Origin of the sequence: Arthrobacter sp. StoSoilB13 (genome assembly GCF_019977255.1) — a bacterium.
In the GTDB taxonomy this organism is placed as follows: domain Bacteria; phylum Actinomycetota; class Actinomycetes; order Actinomycetales; family Micrococcaceae; genus Arthrobacter.
This window is the reverse complement of sequence record NZ_AP024648.1, coordinates 467,888-488,203: the sequence shown is the minus strand read 5'-3', so window position 1 is coordinate 488,203 and position 20,316 is coordinate 467,888. Positions and strand designations below refer to the sequence as shown.

General features: G+C 62.7%; 16 protein-coding genes and 2 pseudogenes. 9 read left to right on the top strand and 9 right to left on the bottom strand.

Translation table 11 applies throughout. The annotated features are described in order from the left end of the window. Window position 1: 1 nt before the first annotated feature. Genes LDP01_RS14535 through LDP01_RS14525 form a run of 3 tightly spaced genes read right to left on the bottom strand, consistent with a single transcriptional unit; the run spans window position 2 to window position 3,314 of the window. Window positions 2–1,114, bottom strand: a complete 1,113-nt coding sequence (locus tag LDP01_RS14535) for a FecCD family ABC transporter permease (RefSeq protein ID WP_224093521.1) — start codon at window positions 1,112–1,114, stop codon at window positions 2–4. Further along, complete coding sequence (locus LDP01_RS14530; protein WP_224093520.1) at window positions 1,111–2,226, bottom strand: FecCD family ABC transporter permease; 1,116 nt, start codon at window positions 2,224–2,226, stop codon at window positions 1,111–1,113. Before LDP01_RS14530 ends, LDP01_RS14535 begins: the two co-directional genes overlap by 4 nt. Before the next feature lie 5 nt (window positions 2,227–2,231). Beyond that, window positions 2,232–3,314 (bottom strand): iron-siderophore ABC transporter substrate-binding protein, encoded by a 1,083-nt coding sequence (locus LDP01_RS14525; protein WP_224093518.1) that lies wholly within the window; start codon window positions 3,312–3,314, stop codon window positions 2,232–2,234. Between the two features lie 370 nt (window positions 3,315–3,684). Between LDP01_RS14525 and LDP01_RS14520 the strand changes: the two genes are divergently transcribed. Beyond that, on the top strand, window positions 3,685–4,188 hold the full coding sequence (locus LDP01_RS14520; protein ID WP_224093844.1) for an FBP domain-containing protein: 504 nt from the start codon (window positions 3,685–3,687) through the stop codon (window positions 4,186–4,188). A gap of 65 nt (window positions 4,189–4,253) precedes the next feature. Here the strand turns inward: LDP01_RS14520 and LDP01_RS14515 are convergent, their stop codons facing one another. The 3 genes and pseudogenes from LDP01_RS14515 to LDP01_RS14505 form a co-directional block, all read right to left on the bottom strand. Next, a complete protein-coding gene (locus LDP01_RS14515; RefSeq protein ID WP_224093517.1) occupies window positions 4,254–7,724 on the bottom strand; it encodes an ATP-binding protein in 3,471 nt (1,156 codons plus the stop codon). A gap of 248 nt (window positions 7,725–7,972) precedes the next feature. After that, window positions 7,973–8,794: pseudogene (locus tag LDP01_RS14510) on the bottom strand (DUF4194 domain-containing protein); the annotation flags it as partial. Then, on the bottom strand, window positions 8,787–10,244 hold the full coding sequence (locus tag LDP01_RS14505) for a DUF3375 family protein (protein WP_224093516.1): 1,458 nt from the start codon (window positions 10,242–10,244) through the stop codon (window positions 8,787–8,789). The gene LDP01_RS14505 and the pseudogene LDP01_RS14510, both read right to left, overlap by 8 nt. Before the next feature lie 342 nt (window positions 10,245–10,586). On the opposite strand from LDP01_RS14505, the gene LDP01_RS14500 reads away from it, so the two are divergent. Together LDP01_RS14500 and LDP01_RS14495 are read left to right on the top strand one after the other, a co-directional pair. Beyond that, a complete protein-coding gene (locus LDP01_RS14500) occupies window positions 10,587–10,889 on the top strand; it encodes a hypothetical protein (protein WP_224093514.1) in 303 nt (100 codons plus the stop codon). A 62-nt stretch (window positions 10,890–10,951) separates the two neighbouring features. Beyond that, window positions 10,952–12,917: pseudogene (locus LDP01_RS14495) on the top strand (acyl-CoA dehydrogenase family protein). Between the two features lie 111 nt (window positions 12,918–13,028). On the opposite strand, the gene LDP01_RS14490 reads toward LDP01_RS14495, so the two are convergent. Further along, window positions 13,029–13,433 (bottom strand): YchJ family protein, encoded by a 405-nt coding sequence (locus tag LDP01_RS14490; protein ID WP_224093512.1) that lies wholly within the window; start codon window positions 13,431–13,433, stop codon window positions 13,029–13,031. A 186-nt stretch (window positions 13,434–13,619) separates the two neighbouring features. Between LDP01_RS14490 and LDP01_RS14485 the strand changes: the two genes are divergently transcribed. After that, complete coding sequence (locus LDP01_RS14485) at window positions 13,620–14,489, top strand: hypothetical protein (protein ID WP_224093508.1); 870 nt, start codon at window positions 13,620–13,622, stop codon at window positions 14,487–14,489. Here LDP01_RS14485 and LDP01_RS14480 read toward each other — a convergent pair. Further along, entirely contained in the window at window positions 14,486–14,977 is a 492-nt protein-coding gene (locus LDP01_RS14480) for a flavin reductase family protein (protein ID WP_224093506.1), read from the bottom strand. The two genes, LDP01_RS14485 and LDP01_RS14480, sit on opposite strands and share 4 nt — an antisense overlap. 289 nt (window positions 14,978–15,266) lie before the next feature. On the opposite strand from LDP01_RS14480, the gene LDP01_RS14475 reads away from it, so the two are divergent. From LDP01_RS14475 to LDP01_RS14455, 5 genes are all read left to right on the top strand, one after another. Then, window positions 15,267–16,301: an aldo/keto reductase gene (locus LDP01_RS14475; protein WP_224093504.1), complete on the top strand. Its 1,035-nt coding sequence runs from the start codon at window positions 15,267–15,269 to the stop codon at window positions 16,299–16,301. Between the two features lie 161 nt (window positions 16,302–16,462). Continuing rightward, entirely contained in the window at window positions 16,463–17,566 is a 1,104-nt protein-coding gene (locus LDP01_RS14470; protein ID WP_224093502.1) for a sulfite oxidase, read from the top strand. 59 nt (window positions 17,567–17,625) lie between these two features. After that, window positions 17,626–18,003, top strand: coding sequence for an Hsp15 family ribosome-associated heat shock protein (gene hslR, locus LDP01_RS14465; protein ID WP_055975330.1), 378 nt, complete (start codon window positions 17,626–17,628; stop codon window positions 18,001–18,003). A 110-nt stretch (window positions 18,004–18,113) separates the two neighbouring features. Further along, window positions 18,114–18,794, top strand: a complete 681-nt coding sequence (locus LDP01_RS14460; protein WP_224093499.1) for a DUF6318 family protein — start codon at window positions 18,114–18,116, stop codon at window positions 18,792–18,794. A 331-nt stretch (window positions 18,795–19,125) separates the two neighbouring features. Next, entirely contained in the window at window positions 19,126–19,743 is a 618-nt protein-coding gene (locus LDP01_RS14455) for a hypothetical protein (protein WP_224093497.1), read from the top strand. A gap of 109 nt (window positions 19,744–19,852) precedes the next feature. On the opposite strand, the gene LDP01_RS14450 is transcribed toward LDP01_RS14455, so the two are convergent. Beyond that, entirely contained in the window at window positions 19,853–20,314 is a 462-nt protein-coding gene (locus LDP01_RS14450) for a DUF3817 domain-containing protein (RefSeq protein WP_224093495.1), read from the bottom strand. Window positions 20,315–20,316: the final 2 nt, after the last annotated feature.

Sequence of the window (20,316 nt, the reverse complement as noted above, 5' to 3'; positions counted from 1 at the left end):
GTCAGGCTTCCTTTCGATTCGAGGTGACCAGGAGCCACAGCAGGAAGGGTGCACCGAGGGCGCCCGTGATGACGCCGACCGGGAGGACGGTTCCGTCGAGGATGGCGGGTGCGATGTTGGAGGCGAAGAAGTCTGCGGCCAACACGATCAGCGCGCCGGTAAAGGCCGACGCCGGCAGGCTGGGTTTGCGGACGATGCGTCGGGCGATTGGTCCGGCCAGGAAAGCGACGAAGGCAACGGGACCGGCAGCCGCCGTCGCGGAGGCGGCAAGCCCGACGGCGGTCAAGACCAGTCCCAGCCTGGTGGCGTTGACCCTGATGCCCAAGCCGGCAGCTGCATCGTCACCGAGTTCGAGGATGCGCAGCGGGCCGGCAAGGATGATGACAGCCGGAACCAGGACCAGCAAGGAGGCCATGAGGATCCCGGTGCGCTCCCAATTGGCAGAATTCAGCGAACCGTTAAGCCAGACGAGGACGTCAGCCGCGGTACGGATGTCAGCACGGGTCATGAGAAAGTTGACCACTGCGTGCAGTGCCGCGGCGATGCCCACACCTGCGAGTATGAGGCGGTTGCCGGCAGCATTGCCACGGCTGCCTCCGCCTGCCCCGGACCCGGTGCCGCGCGAAATCGCGTAGATAATGGCAGCAACACCCAGCGCACCGCCAAGGGCTGCCCAGGAAACGACGGCTCCGGAAGCACCAAAGATGACAATCGCCGTCACGGCCGCTGCACTGGCTCCGTAGCTGATGCCGATAATGTCAGGGCTGGCCAAGGGGTTGCGCAGCATGGTTTGGAAAAGCGCGCCGGCCAGGCCAAAAGCCACGCCGATCAGTGTTCCGATGGCAGCGCGGGGCAGTTTGTGCTCCATGACGATGAAGCTGGCCCCGGGGATCTTCTCGCCGCCGGTCAAGTGTGCGATGACGATCTTGAAGAAATCAGGGATGGTCACCGTGTAGCTGCCCAGCAGCACGTACACGGCGAACATGACAACGAGGGCCAAGCCGAGGAAGAACGTTGGGCTGGGCACGCGCCGAAATGACAATTGATACGAATGTTTCCGGGGAACATTGCCATTAAGTGCCAACTCGGCGGGGAGTTTGCGAAGGGTGGTCATAGTCCGGCCTCCTTTCCGCGGCGGATGAGCCAGACGAACACCGGCGCACCCACGAGCGCGGTCATGATTCCGGCCGGAACTTCGCCGGGAAGCAGGACCACTCGGCCGATCACATCGGCGATGATCAGCAGGATGGGCGCCGAGATCATGGAGAACGGCAGGACCCAGCGGTAGTCCGGACCGGTGAGCGAGCGGACAGCGTGCGGAATCACCAGGCCGAGGAAGGCGATGGGTCCAGCCAACGCGGTGGCGGATCCGCACAGCAAGACGATCCCAAGGCCGATGATTCCACGGGATAGGCCAACATTCTGACCGAGTCCACGTGCGATGTCGTCACCCAGGGCGAGGCTGTTCAAGATGCGGCCACTGGCCAGAACGATTACGGCGCCGACGGCCAGGAAGGGAAGAGCAGGTAGCAGAACGGACCAGTCGCGTCCGCCAATACTTCCCACCTGCCAGAACCGGAAGCGGTCCAGGGTGTCCTGGCTTGAGACCAGGATGACATTCATCAGCGAGAACAGGCCGGCACTCAGCGCCGCGCCCGCGAGGGCGAGCTTGACCGGCGTCGCACCGTCACGTCCCCTGGACGCGATGGCGTAAACGACGACGGCGGCAGCTGCGGCGCCGATGAAGGCGAACCAAATGTAGCCGGTGAGCGAACCGACGCCGAAAACATAGATGCCCACGACAACCGCAAGGGCCGCACCCGCATTGAGTCCCAGAATCCCGGGATCAGCCAGGGGGTTGCGGGCCACTCCTTGCATTGCGGCTCCGGCCAAGCCCAGGGCGGCGCCTGCCAGGAGACCCAATACTGTGCGGGGAATCCGTGCGATGACCACTGCGTGGTCGCCGCTTTCAGGATTGAAGTTGGTGATGGCTTCCCAAATGGTGGACAGGGGAAGCCCGCGCGCGCCGATCGCCAAGGATGCTGCGCACGCGGCGACGAGTACGACGACGGCGACCAGCAGCCAGGCACTCCGCCCGCTTGTTGCCCTGGAACCGGTTCCCCCTCCGGCCACATTGCTCCGGGGTGCGCTATCGCGCTGGTTACCAGGCACAGATGTGCCGCCAACCTGCCCCACGGAAGCCGCCGTCGTCGTACTCAATTTCATTGCAGTTACTTGCCTGCCGCGTCCGTTGCCTTGTCCGCTGCACTGCCCAGCTGCGGCAGGAACGTGTCCAGGGCCCACGGCAGGCTCAGCGGCGAGGAGGCGGAAATGGACAGCGTCAGGGTCTGATCGGCGTCGGCGACGAGTGCGCCGGACTTGACCGCGGGTATCTGGCCCAGCAGGGGGTCGGCCTTGATGGCGTCGGCCGTGGCGGCTTCGGGCACCCACGTCACGAAGACATCGGACTCGAGCTCGTTGGCCTTTTCAGCGGACCACGCAATGAAGAAGTCCTTGTTGGTCTTCGTGTTCTGCTCCACTACCGGAGCGAGCTTCATGCCGATTTCGGAGAGGAAGCGCGGGCGGTTATCGATGGCCGTGTAGACGTTCACGCCGTCACCCTTGGCCGGTTCGAGGTTGCCGTAGATAAAGGTCTTGTCCTTGATCTGCGGGTACTTGGAAACCTTGTCCTTGACGGTGGCTTCAGTGTCTTCAATCAGTTTCTTGGCTTCGGCTTCCTTGCCGAGGGCCTTACCGATGATGGTGGTGCTTTCCTGCCAGGGCGTACCGTAGGCGAGCTCCGGGTAGGCAACCACGGGAGCGATTTCGGAAAGCTTCTTGTAATCGGCTTCCTCCAGGCCGGAGTAGGCGCCGAGGATGACGTCCGGGTTCAGCTTGGCGATCTCAGTGAAGTTGATCCCGTCCGCCTCGGAGAACTGCACGGGAGCCTTGTCCGAACCGAATCCGGCGCCAAGCTTCTCCAGCGCGGCATCCTTCCACGGGGTGGAGCCCTTGTCGTTGTTGCCCCACTCGTTCTTGGGAACGCCAACCGGGACAACGCCCAGGGCTATTGCGACGTCGTCATTCACCCAGGAGATGGTGACTACGCGCTTGGGCTGTTCCTTGATGGTGGTCTCACCGAAAGCGTGCTTGATGGTCACCGGGAAAGCAGCGGTTTCTGCCTGCTCCGTTGCCGGAGTGGAGGTGGCGGGCCCGGTGGAGCAGCCAGTGAGGGAAAGGGCGACGGCGGCCAAAGCGGCTGTCGCGGTGCCTGCGGTCTTCAGCAGGGCGCGGCGTGGAAGAAGGGAAGCCACGGGACTCCTTAGGTAAGGGATGCGAACCTAAGTAAGGCTAGCCTACCCTTTGGATAATTACGAAACGTTTGCGTCACGTAATGTCCACCGTGCACATTGCTAAGATATCGGCAGCGGACTACCGCTTCCAAGGAGAACGACGAGGAGATGAGCGTGCGCACGATTTCAGTTGCTGCAGCCATGGATGGCGAGGTGGCCATTTTGGCCTGCTTGGCACTCCCCCACCCGTCGGCATCACTCTAGGTACACGCACTCCGAACTCCTGTTTGGGTCTCTTTGCTGTGCCTCGCTTTCACAGATGACCGACGCTCCTTTCCAGCTGGCGCTCCTGTTCAGCGCGCCGTCGATCAACTCCGAAAGAAGCTTTGCCATGCAGAAAATTACTGCCCAACAAATCCGTTCGTCATTCATCAATGCCAGCCGGTCCGAAGCCGCCAGGCTCAACCTTCCGCGCGACTTTGAAACCATCGACTGGGAAAACCTTGAATTCCTCGGCTGGCGCGACGAAAAAATGCCCCAGCGCGGCTACCTGGTTGTCCCGCACCGGGGCAAGCTCACCGGAATCATGCTCCGGGCGCCTGAAGGAGGCTCCGGAAAGAAGCGTGTGGTCCTCTGTGAATTGTGCCGTGACGTCTTCTCCAAAGACGACGTCTATCTGTGGGTCGCCAAGAAGGCCGGACAGTCAGGCAAGGACGGCAACACCGTGGGGACCCTGATCTGTGCCGAGTTCGGCTGCAGCGCCAATGTGCGCAAGGAGCCGCCTGCCAATGAAATCAACCCTGACCCGGCCGTCGTCGTGGTTCGGCAAATCGCCGGGCTTGAGGAGCGCACAGCCCAGTTCCTGGACCGGGTCCGGGGCACCTCCACCCGCTAGCAACGCGAGGTCACTTACGGCCCATAAATGGCCTCAGCATGGGCCGTAGGTGACCCCGCGTTGCTTTAGCGCAGGACGATATCCACGGGATTCGCCTCTGACCGCCATGCGCCGGGCTCTCCCGTGCCCGCAATGACGGGAGACGTGAGCACGCCCGACCGGTTGGTCCGCTTGTCCCGAAGGATTTCCGTGACCGAGCCAAGGTGACGCGAGAGGTCGATCACGTTTTCCGGCGCGGCCAGCAATAACTGGAAGCCGAACTCGTGAAGCGCCTTGATGCCGGCTCCTGCGAATTCCTCGGATGCCAGCACGAACGCTTCGTCCATCATCACGGTGCCGTAGGTAGTGAAGCCCTGCTCGGCAATACCCAGCTGGTAGCTCAGGGCCGCGGCCATGATGAACGCCGTGAAGCGCTGACGTTCACCGCCGGACATGGAGCCCGTATCGGCATGCATGAAGACCTCGGTCTTCTTCTTGCCGGTCTTGCCGGTTTTCGCCGACTTCCCGGCCACCTCCTTGTGCTCCTTGCACTGGATAAACAGGTGGCCGCGGACGTCCAGCACTTCGGCGCGCCAACGGCGGTCCTCAGGGGTTTGGGAACCGAGACGCTTCACCAGGGTCTCCAGCGACTTGTAGCGGGCGGTGAGCTCGGCGTCGTCGTCGACCTCCGTTCCAGCTGCGGCAGATGCGCTGCGGGAGGGCCGCGTGTGCTTGGCCTTCAGCGCGTTCTGGATCGCATCCTTGAACTGCTTGGCCGTAGCCGGAAGCGTCTGCTTGATGTCCAGTTCCAGATAGCTGCCCTCGTGGAAATTGACCTCTGACAAGATGCCGTTGAGGGGCAGGATCCGGCTGGTGATACTCCGGCGCTCCTCATCGAGCAGGTGCAGCAGCGTACTGAATGATTCGTGCGTGCGCTGGTTGAAGAACAGCCGGAATTCGGCCTCCTGGGCGGGTAGGCCATCGCTCACGATCGCGTGATAGCGCGATTCGAAGTCCCCGGCAGCCCCGATGGACGTGCCATGGTCAGCGCTGATGGCGCTGCCCCAATCACGCACGAAGGCCTCGAAAATTCGCGTCAAACGCTCGGCCGTCGCCTGGCTGCGCGATTCGGCGCCGTGCAGCTCGTCGAGCAGTTTGTTGCGGACGCTGTTGGCCAGGTTGTCGAGTTCGTACAGCTCGGATACCTCGCCGACGCCGGCAAAGTACGGTTCCAGCGCGGCCACGGTGGAGCTCGACGGCGGTGCTTGCTCAAGTTTCAACCTGGCGGCATCGAGCAGGCCATCAGCCGTGATCATCTTTTGGTCGAGCGCTTTGTATTCACTCTGCAGCACGGCCGCCGCACCTGTGGCGGACTGGTGCTTTTCCCGTACTGCCTCGATGTTGGCGCGTAACGGTTCAAGGTCCGCCTGGGCAGCCAACGCATCGGAAAGCCGCTGCTCAATCCGGGCAAGCTCCTCCGCGGCAACCGCTGCGGAGACCTGTTCCCATGGACGCTCATCCTCGGCCACCCTGCGAAGGGCTTCCAATTGCCGGGCCATCCCTTGGTGGGAATCTTCACGGCTTTGCGCCAATTCGGCAGCTTTGGCCAGCTCGTTTTCCAGCTCGCCCACGCGGGCCGCCACCAGTTCGAGCTTGGATGCGTTGTCGAAGCCGAGGACGTAATCCTGCCGGCTCGTGAAACGGTCGTCCTTTTCCACGGTGTGCCGGTTGCGTTTGACCACGCCACCCAGGCTGAGGCCCTTGTCCATCGCCGCAAGCTCGTCCGGGTCCTCCACGCACGGGTACGCGAAGTCCAAGGCGATCCGCTCGCGGATCCATGCCCCGGCGTCGGCGTTGGCGCCCGAGGTGAGGATGCTCAACTTGGTCAAGAGGTCGCCGTCGGACACGTCCTCCACAGCCAGCGCGCCACCGGCAACGGGCTTGGACACATCAACTGCGCGCAGTGCACCCCGGACCGTGTTGTCGTTCAAGTACCGCGTAACCGCAGCGAAGTGCTCTCCCGGGACCAACAGCGTGGTGGCGAGGTTGCGGAGCGCACGTTCCGCGGCCGGACGCCACTGATCCTGGCCCTCGGCGAGGTCGATCAGCTCACCGCCAAACGGCATCCGTTCCTCGGGGATGCCGGTCGCGGCTGCGATCGCGGCCCGGTTTTCTATGCTCGACGGCGGCAAGAGGGACTTGCGCGACCGCAACGACAACAGCTCCTGCTCAGCCGCAGCCAGCTCGCGTTTCTTGGTCGCGTGGCCGTCGAAGGCCTCGAAACGGAGCTCCTTCAAAGCCTCCGAGTCGTCCTTCAACTCCGCCGAACGGGCAGCCGCCTGCTCATGGGCCTGGTCCCAGCCCTCGGCCGACCAGTCAAGGTTCAGCCCAGCATCGGCCAGCGCCTTCCGGGCAGATTCCTCCACCTGCTGTCGCAACTTCAGACTGACGCGGGCGTTCTCCAACGACTGCTCGATAGCCGAAATCGCGTTACCGCCGCGGTTGTTGTAATCCAGCTCCAGCTCACGGAGCTCCTTGGCCAAAGCATCCCGGACCGTGCGCTCGGCAGCGAGTTCCTGTGCCTTGGACTGTGCCAATTCCTTGAAACGCGCCAAGGTCTTGGCGTGGACGGTGACAGCAAGTTGCTGCTTGTACGCCTCAAATTCCTCGCCAGCCAACTCGCGAAGCCTGTTCGCGTCCAACAACGCCTGCGCATAATCCTTATTCAGCCCAGGTACCGGCGCCAGCTGATCGCGCTGCTGCCGGACATCCTCCAACCGCTGCCGGATAGACATCAGGTTGCTGAATTCCTCCACCACATCATCAGCCGCAGCCAACGTAGCCGGAGCATCGAGTACCTGGTCGCGGAAAAACGTATTAACGCTGCCGCCAAGGCCTTTCCCGGCCTGGATGACGCGCAGCAGGGGAAGCGCCTGGTCAGAGTTGATGCCCAGGAGCCTGCGGAACCGCTCCGCGAACGCCTTATGGACGTCGAAGACCTGCCCGTCAGGGAAGATCGATTCCAGCGCACCCTTGGTGAACCTCTTCCGGGCGATCCCCTCGATCGCTTCCAGGTCCAGCGGCTTGTTGTCGATCACGTAAAAACGCCCGACGCTGGACTCCGTGCCATTTTTCGGCAAATCAAACAGCGCAGAGACCGTCACCTTCGTGCCTGCCGCATTATCAAACGTCAGAGCGACGGCGGACCAAGTGGCACCAGGGCGCTGGAAGGCACTGGCCGAACCATCCCCAACAGCCTTATCACCGACCTTGCCGCGCATATAAGTGAACGTGGTCCTCTTGTCCTCCACAGCGCCACCGGAACGCTGCGCAGCGGCCTCATTTGAGCGCGGTCGGGCATCAAAGACACGGAGCATGGCATCGAACAGCGTCGACTTGCCGACGCCCGAATTGCCCGTCAGGAGGGTCCCGTTGCGATCCACGTGCATCGTATGGGCCCCATGGAAGGTGCCCCAGTTGACCACCTGCACGAGTGCCAAACGCATCTGGCCCGGGTTGGTGAGCTCGCCGAGCGGGAGCATGGTTGCGATGGTCACTTGGCTGCTCCTTCGCTGTCGGTCATTGTTGCGTCCGCGGCGGTACCGGACACATGCTCTGCATGCTCGCTCGTGCCTCCCCAACCGCCCCCTGACCTCGCAAGCTCGGTTAGGGAACCCTGCGGTTGTGGGCCCACCTTAGACGCATGCTGCCGCATGTCCCCGGCGTCGCCGCTCGTGCCGTTCCCGGCCCCAGAACCGGCACCACCGGTTTCATTCGAAAAACGCTCGACGTCGGCGCTCACCTCCGTGGGCCCGACACCTTCCGCGTCGTCGTCCAGGTCGTTTGAGTCTGGGTCGATGTCCAGTAGGGGCTCCGTGCCCGACTCGTCGGCTGCTACGGCGATGAGGGCTTCGATTTGGACCGGGATGTCGCCGATGTTTTCGAACGGGAGAGCCAGGGGGAGGGCGTTGCTGATGGTGTACGTGTCGTCCAAGGGGGTGGGGAGGAGGAGTTGGCGGGCCAGGAGTTTGGTGATGGTGCGGGTGACGACGTCGGAGTCGCGGAGTGCATCCTGCTGGCCGGGGGGAGTGTAGTTGGCCACGAGGTCCGAGATCTCTTCGCGGGTGATGGTGGGGTCCGTCTGGGCTGTGACGTGGCGGTCAAGGAGGAGCCGCAGGCGGAGCAGGACGATGGTTTCCACACGGCTCAGTGCACGCTGCTGCCTCAGGATGCTTGATCGTGAACTGGCGCCGATGATCTCAGGGTCAACGGGGCGGAGGACTGCGATCTTACGGTCGTGATCGAGCTGGAGGGTGAGGAACAGTTCCGAAAGGCGGCTGCGGAGGATGAGTTGGTTGTCCAGGAGGGTGGTCCAGAGCTTCTCGTCCCGGCCGCCGTCGATGTAGGGGCCTTTCAGCAGTTTGACCAGCGCGTGACGGACCTTCATCGGCAGCACGCCTGTGTCACCGGGGAAGAGCGCAGCGCCGTCAACGAACGTGTCCCGCGGGGTAACGCGGAATGGGTCGCCTTGGCTGGCGTGGGGCGCCGTTTCAGCCGGGACTTCAGCCTCCTCAAGGGTGACTTGTTCCTCCTCGGTGACGTCCGTCGTCGTGATTTCCTCAGTCATCAGAATCCTCATTCAGCGTGACGACAGGCAGGTACGCAGTGCGGATACTGCCGTCGATTTGTTCGAAGTCGATGTGTTCCCAGGCGGCCCGGTCGAATCCCGCGCCGGTGTGCAGCGCCATGGACAGCAGGGATCGGACGGTGTTGATGTGTCGTTCCTCGGCGGGCAGGTTTTCCCATGCCTCGCCCAGGGTGGCTGCGCCGGCCATCGCGGCCCGCACAACAGCCGGTTTGGCCTTGCCGGTGCGTGCCGAGCGCACCCGGTCCGAATCGCTGAAGGCGATGGGGTCCGCCAGCCGGGGCGGGGTCGCGAACTCGTCCGGGTCAAAGAGCTTGACCATGGCCAACGACTCGAATCCGGCGTTATACAGAACGGGGCCGCGTACCAGGCCGGGCCGGTCACGTTCGTAGGGCATGGACCGGATGGCTTGCTCTGCCTCAGCGAGAACCTTTCGCAGGCTGACGGACTGACGGACGTCGTCGCTCTGGATGTAGGTGTTCAGGCTTTCGGAGAGCTTGCCGTAGATTCTCTGGATCTGGCTGTGCTGGGTTCGCAGTTCAGCCACGAGGTTCTTCAGCGTTTCGCGGTCTTCGTGCGAAAGATCGTCCGCGAACTGCCGGCTGAGGACCTCGCCAATCGCGGATCGGAAACGCAATTGCTGCTGCGGGTCTTCCAGGAAGGCTGTGAAGGAGCGGAACGTCCTGCCCTCGGGACTTTGGCGCAGGCGTTTGTCGGCCTCCAGGACCTGGGCCATGGTTGCGCCCTTGCTCAGCGACTCCTCGATGATCTGGTTGCGGAGCTCGCCCACCAACTCCTCGATGCGGTCGCGCATTTTCTTGTAATCAGCGGGAAGGCTGGCGGCGAGGTCAAGGATATTGCCTGCGGCCTCAACAGCTTCTTCGTCGTCCAGGAGGCCGTCGAATTCGCCGGAGCTAATGTCCTGGACGAGTTGCTGGCGCTCCTGGATTTCTTCCTCCAGTGCCTCCAAACGTGCGCTTTGGTCCGGGTTGGTCTCGTTGGCGAGCTTCTCCACATCGCCAAGCAGCGTGCCCAGGCGGGAACCGTTGAGCGTGGAGCGCTCGCTGGAAAGGCTGTCCAGGAATGCGAGCACACGCGCTGCTGCTTCGGTGACCTCGTAGACAATCTGGCCGGACTGGTTGCGGCGTGTCAGGAACTGCTTGCGCGTCCACTCGTCGCCGAAGGCCTTGCCGTTCTGCTGGCCACCCAGCCCTGGTTCCTGGCGGCGGAGCTGCTCAAGGAAGGCGTCGACGTCGGCATGGAACTCTTCCAGCGGAAGCTGCGGCCGGGTGCGGGTGAAGGAAGCCTGCAGCACCGCGATCACCCAAGGTGCCGAACGTGTCAGGGCCCAGGCGGGACCTTTGGTCAGTTGCTCAAGGTCGCGAAGCCGGGCACTGATGGCGTCGGCGGAGGACATCGCTGAACGGGACAACTACTCTCCTTCAGCTGCTGCGAAACCTGGCTGGCAGCGGAAACTGCCCCGTACAAGGTTAACGCAGAGCGTCCCTACCCATCTAAGTAGCAGCAGAGCACGTTTACGGGCCCCTAAACGCGCTCTACTGCGACCTAGACTCACAGTTGGGCGGGGCAGGTGCCGAAGCCGCACGCCGCCGTCGTACTCATTCCGTTACATACCGCCCGGTTCGGTTTCGATCCCATATCGACACGGCCGCGGCGCGATTCTGTGCTGGCCGAAAACCACGCCCACCCCTAATGTCGGATCATCGACGCAGCCACGCCGCGTCTACCCACGCACTGTCGCATAGGGGGAACCATGGATTTCGACTTCACTGCTCTGGAAACAGCCACCTACGTATTCATTGGAACGCTGGTCTTCGCCGCCATTTTGGTGGCGTTTATCGCAGCAGCGGCCATAGCAACAATCGTTCTGATCGGTGCCATGGGAATGGCCTGGTACACCGTCAAGGCAGTCCTGGGCGGCTTGGTGCATGGCATCAATTTTGCGTGGGACAGCCTGGTCCATCACGCAGGACAAGTGGAAATCCCGGCCGAATTCCAGCCCCAGGTTTCCTCTGGCACGGGTAGCTACCCGCGGGTAGCATTGAGGGACAGCTGAAGGGTTCCCACCCGAGGCGGACCCTGGCTCCATCCGGCACAACCGGCTAGAGGAGTTATTCCATGACGTCCGCTACTGACAACAGTCTCACCGCCGCAAGCGTCAACGCCACAGCAGAAGAAGCCCGCGCCGTCGCCGAGGCCGCCCGCGAAACTGAATGGAACCGGCCCAGCTTTGCCAAGGGCCTGTACCTGGGCAGCTTCGACCTCAGCCTGATCCATCCGTGGCCACAAGCCAAAACGGAGGACGTGGAGCGCGGTGAAGAGTTCATGGCCAAGCTCGAGGCGTTCTGCAGGTCCATGTCCGGACGGGTGATCGAACGCGACGCGAAGATCCCGGATGAGTACCTTGCAGGCCTCGCGGATCTGGGCGTTTTCGGCATGAAAATCCCCCGCGAATACGGTGGCCTGGGATTGTCCCTGGTCTATTATGGCCGCGCGCTGGCTTTGGTGGGCTCCGTCCATCCGAGCCTGGGCGCACTGATTTCGGCGCATCAGTCCATTGGCGTTCCGGAGCCCGTCAAAGAATTCGGCACGCCCGAGCAGAAGCAGGAATACCTTCCGCGCTGCGCCGCCGGCGCCATCACGGCTTTCCTCCTGACCGAGCCCGACGTCGGCAGCGACCCCGCCCGGATGGGCGCCACTGCCGTTCTGTCGGACGACGGCCGGTCTTACCTTTTGGACGGCGTGAAACTCTGGACCACCAACGGTGTGATCGCCGAACTCGTGGTAGTCATGGCAAGAGTTCCGGCCCACACCGACGCCGACGGCACCACGCACAAAGGCGGCATCTCCGCGTTCGTCGTGGAGATGGACTCCCCCGGCATTACGGTGGAAAACCGGAACAGCTTCATGGGCCCTGCGCGGTATCGAGAATGGCGTGACCCGTTTCCACCAAGTGCGCGTGCCGGTGGAGAACCGCCTGGGCCGCGAGGGCCAGGGCCTCAAAATCGCTCTCACCACGCTCAATACGGGACGTCTTTCCATCCCCGGGCTCTGCGTTGCGGCTGGGAAGTGGAGCCTGAAGATTGCCCGCGAATGGTCAAACGCCCGTACGCAATGGGGCCGTCCGGTAGGCAAGCATGAGGCCGTTGGAAAGAAGATTGCGTTCATCGCCGCCACGACCTTCGCGTTGGAAGCCGTGTTTGAGTTGTCGGCCGAGATGGCCGACGCCGGCCAAAAGGACGTGCGCATCGAAGCCGCGCTGGCCAAGCTCTGGTCCACCGAACTCAGCTGCCGGATCGCCGATGAACTGGTTCAGATCCGCGGCGGCCGTGGCTTTGAAACCGCCGAGTCCCTTGAAGCCAGGGGCGAGCGCGCCGTGGCGGCCGAGCAACTCCTCCGGGACCTCCGCATCAACCGGATCTTCGAGGGTTCCAGCGAGATCATGAAACTCCTCATCGCCCGCGAAGCCGTGGACGCGCACCTTGCCGCCGCAGGTGACCTCGCCTCAGCGGACGCGAGCCTGCAGGACAAGGCGAGAGCCGCCGTCGGCGCTTCAGGTTTCTACGCCCGCTGGCTGCCGAAACTCGTTGCCGGGGCAGGCATGGACCCGCGCTCCTACGGCGAGTTCGGGCGTCTGGGCAAGCACCTGCGGTTTGTTGAAAGGTCCTCGCGACGGCTCGCCAGGCAGACTTTCTATGGCATGGGGCGCTGGCAGGCGAAGCTGGAACACAAGCAAGCGTTCCTGGGCAGGATCGTGGACATCGGCGCCGAACTGTTCGCCATGGCAGCATGTTGCTCACGTGCCGAAATGCTGCTTCGTACCCATCCGGAACACGGCGCCACCGCCTTTGAACTCGCCGAGGCCTACTGTGAGCAGGCTCGGGTGCGGGTGGACGAATACTTCGACCAGCTGTGGCGGAACACCGACGACGGCGACCACCACCTTTCGCGCAAAGTCCTCGCCGGGGATTACGCCTGGCTTGAGGCCGGAGTCCTGGACCAGTCCGAAGGCACCGGGCCGTGGATCGCCGATGCGTCCCCTGGTGCCTCAAGCAAGGAGAACCTGCACCGCAAGTATCGGTAATCCGGCGCGTTCCTTCCCATTTAGTCCCAGGCGCACCTCGCCGCGTCCGCAAGGATACGCGGGCTGAAGCTCCGGTTCGGCCGTTTTTGCCGTGGCAACCGGGAAGGAGCGTTAGCGCACGTCGCCGTCCACGTAGTACCAGACCTTGTCCTCGCGTACGAAACGGCTGAGTTCCCGCTGGACGCCCCGTTCCCCGTCGGACCGATAGTGCGCAGCGAACTCAACAGTCCCGGTGCTGTCCAGGGGCCCGCCCTTGGACGTGCCCAGGATGTCGAGCCTGCGCCAGTGCATGTCAGCGTCCAGTTCCAAGGAAGCCGGGCGGGTTGAGGCGTGCCACGTTCGCAGGAGGTACGCCGGGTCCAGAATGACGAATGCCGCATACCGGGAGCGCATCAGCTGCTCGGCTGTGGGTGCGTCGGCCTCACCGCGGTGGAACCGCCCACAACAATCGTCGTACTGCTCTCCGGAGAGGCAGGGGCATGCACCGTCGCGGAGTCGGCTGAAATCAGGGGTCACTGGGTCCCAATCTGAGGCTGAAAATGAGAGCTGGGCAACACATTTTCCCACGCCGTATAACAGCTTCGAAACAACCCTGCCCGAGGGTGGTGCGCGGCGTGATTCCGTCGGTGCTGGACCGTAGGCTAGATGTGCAAGCTGGGTGGGCAATGCGCGCATCGCAAAACGACAGCCAGGGGAGGCTACGTGGAGGATCCGACAACACTCGCCATCAACCTGACATATTTGGGCACAGTGGGGATGGCTATCCTCATGTTCCTGGGCCTGGGTGTGGTCGTCATCATCACTCTGGTAGTTGCCGGAGTGGGACGGCTTGTGTCGGTGATTCTTTTGGCGATGGTCGGCATCTTCCCCAAGAAGGAAACAGTCACCATCGTCCACTTGCCCCCGGCTCCGGAACGCGTACCCTCACCGGCGGGTGACGACGTCGATTACTCCAGTCGCGGTGTTGAGTCGCCGCTTGAAGATCTTGCCTACGTTCCTGCCGGACCCGCTGCCGAGCCCGCACACAATCCTGCTGCCGCGGAACCCAAGAAGGACCTCCTTGGCGATGTTCGACGCCGGGTCTCGGATGCCACTTCTGCCGTCAAGGACGGTGCGTGGAAGGTTCGCCATAAAAAGGTGCCCAAGCCGGTCCACGTTAAGGAAGTGGTGGAAACGCAAACCGCCCACCACCCCTTGCTTGTGGCCGCCAGCAAGGAACCCCCCGTACTTGCAAAGGACTGGGCCGACGCCGTCGCGGAAGCTGACCGGAGGGCGGCCGAGCGCGCAAAGGCAGAGGAACCGCCCGCCATCAAGGTGACGGTCCGGGAGCTGGACGAGCCAACACCGCCGTCCAGCAAAGACGAACCGTCCGCCCCGAAGGCCCCGGACGCGCAGCAGTCTCCTGGCAGCGGTCCTGAAAAGTCCGGGCCTCAATCCAACAGGTCCGGCCAAGGGAACGGCCCCACCCAAGGGAACAGCCCGAAGAAATCAGGCCCGAACACTTCCAAGAATGGAAAGTCTTCGAGCCCCATCCGTAAAGGATCGCTCAGCGGGGCAAGCCGCAACTCCTAGGCTGCGAGCTGCCGGAACGATGCTCCGTGGTAGATCAGTGGCTTGGATTCGTGGTTGATGGTGGTGGCCTTGACCTCGAGGACAACGATCGCGTGATCCCCCGCCGGCGTTTCGGAGACAACTTCGCATTCGAAACCCAGCACCGCGCCGTCGATAAGAACGGCCCCCGAGTCGCTGACACTGGTGGACAATCCGGCGAAGCGGTCCCGGGTCTTGGAGGACAGCTGAAGGCAGGCAGCTTCCTGGCCCTCGGCCAGCACGGACACACCCAACCTGCTGGCCTGCCGAAGCTTGGGCCACGTTGTGGAGGAGTTCTGTACCGCGAACATCACCAACGGCGGTTCCAATGACACGCCCACAGTGAAGGACGACGCCACCAGTGCCTCCGGCGTGAAATCCACCATGGCACTGAAGGCAGCCACTCCGGACGGGAACTGCGCAAATGCAGCCTTGATGGCCGCCGTTTCTTCCACGGTCGTCTGTGTCATTGTGCTGTCCCCTATCGTGCGTTGCTTGAGTTCCTTTCCCATAATTCACCCGCTTCCGGGAACGGCAATATTTGTTGATTCGAAAGACATTTGTGTTGCCGCGTGTCAAGAAATGTCGCGAAGTAAGGCCCCTTCCATTACCTCGCAAGACGAAAAACGAAGAAGTTCTACCGTTTGCATTTCGGGGTCCCACGGCCCTGTGTAGCCTCGATTGGACATCCCTTGATGACGGTTGAGCCATCCACTGGCCCGCAGCTGTCAAACCACTGACCCACCACAGGAAGCCGACATGAGCCTCAACGAGCTACGAACGCTTGGACGCACTGGCGCCCTGATCAGCCCCCTCACGCTGGGTACTTTGAACTTTGGCACCGGGACCGCTCCCACCGGCCCTGCGGAGAGCATCCGCATCATCCAGGCGGCATTGGACGGCGGCATCACCAGCATCGACACCGCCGATATCTACTCGCAGGGTGAGGCCGAAGTCGTGGTGGGCCAGGCAATCCACGGACGGCGCGACGACGTTTTTCTCGCCACCAAATTCCACGGCCAGATGGGGTCCAATCCAGCGCATGCCGGGAACTCACGCAGGTGGATTGTCCGGGCTGTGGAGGACAGCTTGAGGCGGCTGAACACGGACAGGATCGACCTCTACCAAGCGCACCGTCCCGACTACAACACTGATCTTCTTGAGACGATCACCACCCTGAACGATCTCATCCGGCAGGGCAAGATCCTCTACTACGGCACCTCAGTGTTCAGTCCGGCGCAGCTCGTCGAGGCACAGTGGATCGCGAACACCAACCACCTGACGCCCCCGGTGGTGGACCAGGTTCCCTACTCCCTTCTGGTTCGCGCCAACGAACGCGACGTCTTCCCCATCACCCAGCAATACGGCGTCGGGGTTTTGAGTTATGGACCACTCGACGGCGGTTGGCTGGCTGGCGGTTACCGCGTTGGCGCGGGCCAGCCCGAAAGCTCACGTGCGGCTGCGGTTCCCGGCCGCTTCGACGTGGCCGCTCCCTTCAACCAGAGCAAGCTGCACGCGGCGGACGCACTCGCACAGCTGGCGGCCAGGTACGGACTGACCCTCATCCAGGTTGCCGTCGCCTTTGCCCTGAACCACCCCGCCGTGACCAGTGTGATCATTGGACCGCGGACCGAGGACCATCTCACCGACTACCTGAAGGCCGCCGACGTGGTGCTCAGCGAAGCGGTGTTGGATGAAATCGATGACATCGTGGCCCCCGCCGTCAACTTCCTTGAGCGGGACGCCGGCACGGTCGCTCCCCATCTGGAGTACCCGGAACTTCGACGCCGGTAGGTTCCTTGCGCTGTGAGGCCCGCTCCGTGGCCTTCAGTCCTAGTGAAGCACGTCGGGCAGGGCGCACAATCACCTATTGACGGCATTGGACCATGGCGTGATCCTTGTCCTAAGTGCTGCGGCACGCCCGCAGCGTCAGGTCCAGTAGAACGCCGCCTCCCATGTCCAAACCCCATGTCAAGCAAGAAGCGGCGAAAGCCGTCATCCCGGGACAGCCGACCGAAGGTCCCCTGACCCACGAAGAGTTGCAGCTCTCCGGCCGCAACCATTCAATGCCGCTCGAAGCCCTCCACGACGACATCACGCCGGCGGGCCTGCACTATCTGCTCATACACTTCGATATCCCGCACGTTTCCGCCGAGGCATGGCGCCTGCGGCTCGGTGGCGCGGTTGATCACAGCTTGGAACTGAGCCTCGACGACATCAAGGCGCGGCCCTCCGTGACCATGCCAGTCACCATGGAATGCGCCGGAAATGGACGCTCGCTCCTGCAGCCACGTCCGCTCAGCCAGCCCTGGGTGCTGGGAGCAGTAGGCACTGCAGAGTGGACAGGAACCCCTTTGGCACCACTGCTGGAGGAGGCAGGTTTGGCGGATGACGCCGTCGAGCTTGTCTTTACGGGCGCCGACAGCGGTATCCAAGGCGGAGTTGAGGAACCATACGCCCGCAGTCTTTCGATCGCCGAGGCGATGCACCCCGAAGTCATGCTGGTCTACGCCATGAACGGCAACCCGCTCCCGATCCAGCACGGTTTCCCGCTGCGGCTGCTGGTGCCGGGCTGGTATGGCATGGCAAGCGTGAAGTGGTTGACGTCCATTGAGGCAGTGACTTCACGGTTCATGGGATTCCAACAGGCCGTGGCCTACCACTACCTCCAGGGACCCGATGGGCCAGGTTTGCCCGTGACGCACATTCGCGTCCGTTCCCTGATGGTGCCGCCCGGGATTCCTGACTTCTTCACCCGACGCCGGGTAGTGGATGCCGGCCCAGTCATGCTGCACGGCAGGGCGTGGTCCGGGCACGGTGAAGTGGAACGCGTGGAGGTAGGAATCGACGGCGAGTGGATGCCGGCCCACCTGGAACCTGCTGTCGGTGACTTTGCTTGGCGTTCGTGGACCATGGTGTGGGTCGCGAGCCCGGGAGAGCACGAGTTGCGGTGCCGTGCGATGGACTCCTCGGGTGCGCTGCAGCCCAGCGATCAAGTGTGGAACTACCAGGGCATAGGGAACAACATGGCCCAGCGGGTTGAGGTAACAGTTCGGTAGGGCTTGTCCGTCCGGCTTCTCGAGATCGCTGTCAACGCCGGACTAGACTCGTTCAAATCATGAGTATCCCGTCTTCATCTCCAGCGAATGTCCGGGTGGATGCCTGGTTGTGGGCGATCCGCGCTTACAAGACCCGATCCGCGGCTACCGCTGCCTGCCGCGCCGGCCACATCCGCATCAACGGAAACCCCGCGAAAGCCTCGCAAAGCGTGATTATTGGCGACACCATCAGGGTCCGCGAATCCGGCTGGGAACGGATCCTCGAAGTGAGGCGACTGATCGCCAAACGCGTCGGAGCCGAGGCTGCGTCGCACTGTTTCACCGACCACACTCCCCCACGGCCCGTCGCCCCCAAGCTCGGCCTTCCCCAGCGCGACCGCGGCGCCGGCCGACCCACCAAGAAGGACCGGCGGGACATGGAGAAATTGCGGGGTTAGGGACGAGCCCTAATAGTTATCCACAAGCGGTCCTCTTCGACGTGAAACCCTGCCTCTGCCCCGCCTAGACTGGCCGACACATCGTCAAACAGCTGCTGGGGGAGCCTGTCATGTCACGCCTTTCTGCCAATTCTTCACGTGCCCTTGTTCGAGGAACGGTCTTCGGACTCGGACTGACAGCCTCGCTGCTTCTCACTGGCTGTCAGGGCGGCCAGCCCGGCGGTCCTCCTTCCGAAACAAGCTCGACGACGGCGTCACCCACCTCAGGGGTTTTGTCGCCACGTCCTTCGGCTACTGAATCTTCGGGGAGTGCTACTCCCGCCGCTGTCTACAAGCCAGCCGACGCGAAGGGCAAGGCAAAGAATGTGCCAGTGCCGGTGATGCCCGAATTGGCGAAGGAGAACTCGAAGGCGGGGCTAGAGGCGTTTATCCGGTACTGGTACGCAGTCGGTAACTATGCCGACGAGACGGGCGACATCTCAAACCTCCGAGCACTGAGCACTCCCGAATGCCAAGCATGCACATACTTCCAAAAAGCCTCAACGGACAGCAACAAGAATGGCCGCTGGCTAGTGGGCGGCAAGGTGCGTATCCCAACCATTGAGATTGTTTGGGACGACACAGAGAACACCCATCAAGCCAAGGTCCAGGTTATTCAGGACGCCATCAACTACTACAACGCAGACGGTACTGAGGGACGTCAGGCAGATGCAGAAACGAATGATGCCTTTGTTGTGGTTGCCACCTTCCAAACGAGCTGGAAGGTGGTTGACACGGGTGTCATTCGCTGATTATGCATGGAGGCTCGCTCTGGTACCTACCCTAATCGCAGGCCTGTCAGCCACGTCGCCGCTCAGCAGGGCCGCCCAGCATGAAGAGGACTGGGCTACGGCTAACAAAACCGCCGGAACCATAGACGTTGGATCCAGATGGGAGTTTGACCCGACGACAGGGACAGCCACACCCAGCGCTGGTGGAGCTACCACGTCCTCCGCCACTGACGACCCCAACCAGTACATGGCCGATGTGCACTGCCGCTCGGGAGGGTCAGACACACCGGACAGGGGCTGCCTAACGATGGAATGCCCCGCTAAAACGCCAGGTGGCGAAGAAGGAACACCCGTGATCTGGAAACAAGCTCCAAAGTCAATCGCGAACCCGCAGTGGACAGACTACCCGGCGATCAGCGGACCCACCTGCCTGTACGACGCCAACCCCCAGAACGTCCTGGCGAACATCGCAGCCCGGATCCTGAACGACTTCCGCCAACTCCCCGTCAACCCGGGAACCCTCCAAGCCCAACCCTTCCCCCACACCCTCAAAGGCGGACCAACAAACTTCTACACCACCACCACCGAACAAGCCTTCAACATCACCATCCTCGGCCAAACCGTCCACCTGAGAGCAACCCCGGCAAGCTTCACCTACACCTTCGGCGACGGCACCAGCCTCGGCCCCACCCCCGCAGCCGGCTATTCGATCCCCGAAGCCGACTGGCTCCTCAACGACACCCGCACCAGCCACAGCTACACGGCTACAGGGAACTACCCCGCCACCATCACCACCAGCTTCACCGGCACCTACTCCGTGAACAACGGCCCACCCCTGCCCATCAACGGAACCCTGGACCTGACCACCCCACCAAAAACCATCCAGGTCTGGAAAACAGAAAAAGCACTCGTCGCCGACAGCTGCCAGGAAAACCCCACATCCTGGGGCTGCCCCAACGCCGAAAAATGACTGAGCCCGTGGCTTCCTGACCTTCATGGAGACAAAAAGAGACCCAAATCGCCGGAAAAGTGCAGCTTTGGGCTCCAAACAAGGTCAAGGAGCCACAGAGCGAGAGTGATCAGGAGAACCAGGTGTCCGGCGGTCCCATGAAAAGCAGGAAGCTGAATACTGCACCGACGCCCAGCAAAACCAAAACAACCGCCAGAATGGGATTGCCCAGCACCCATGCCTGCGCCTTTTCCAGGGCGCCGCGGGGCTTCTCGCCGCCAGCGGCCAGCCGCCACCCGCCGTCGAGCAATCCCCGCCGATCAAGCGACCTCTCCACCGGGATGGTCGCATAGGGAATTACCGCCGAAACGATGGCAAGCAGTCCTGTGCGGGCATTCCATTTCTGGTTGATCCATGTGAAGGCTGCTGTGGCTCCATAGCAAAGGAAGACAAAGCCATGGATGCCTCCGGCTACACTGACGCCCACTTCCGTGGTGTGCGTGACGTACTTAAGGAACAGCCCAATCAGCAACAGCGTCCACGTCACAGCTTCGGCAAAAGCAACGGTACGAAACAGGGTGCGGGGCAGCATGG

What these genes read in the sequence shown, in the direction of transcription:
- LDP01_RS14520 (WP_224093844.1), top strand. Translation starts at nt 3,685, where the DNA reads ATGCAGAAAATTACTGCCCAACAAATCCGTTCGTCATTCATCAATGCC.
- LDP01_RS14535 (WP_224093521.1), bottom strand. Translation starts at nt 1,114, where the DNA reads ATGACCACCCTTCGCAAACTCCCCGCCGAGTTGGCACTTAATGGCAAT.
- LDP01_RS14450 (WP_224093495.1), bottom strand. Translation starts at nt 20,314, where the DNA reads ATGCTGCCCCGCACCCTGTTTCGTACCGTTGCTTTTGCCGAAGCTGTG.
- LDP01_RS14530 (WP_224093520.1), bottom strand. Translation starts at nt 2,226, where the DNA reads ATGAAATTGAGTACGACGACGGCGGCTTCCGTGGGGCAGGTTGGCGGC.
- LDP01_RS14500 (WP_224093514.1), top strand. Translation starts at nt 10,587, where the DNA reads ATGGATTTCGACTTCACTGCTCTGGAAACAGCCACCTACGTATTCATT.
- LDP01_RS14460 (WP_224093499.1), top strand. Translation starts at nt 18,114, where the DNA reads ATGTCACGCCTTTCTGCCAATTCTTCACGTGCCCTTGTTCGAGGAACG.
- LDP01_RS14480 (WP_224093506.1), bottom strand. Translation starts at nt 14,977, where the DNA reads ATGACACAGACGACCGTGGAAGAAACGGCGGCCATCAAGGCTGCATTT.
- LDP01_RS14475 (WP_224093504.1), top strand. Translation starts at nt 15,267, where the DNA reads ATGAGCCTCAACGAGCTACGAACGCTTGGACGCACTGGCGCCCTGATC.
- LDP01_RS14470 (WP_224093502.1), top strand. Translation starts at nt 16,463, where the DNA reads ATGTCCAAACCCCATGTCAAGCAAGAAGCGGCGAAAGCCGTCATCCCG.
- hslR (WP_055975330.1), top strand. Translation starts at nt 17,626, where the DNA reads ATGAGTATCCCGTCTTCATCTCCAGCGAATGTCCGGGTGGATGCCTGG.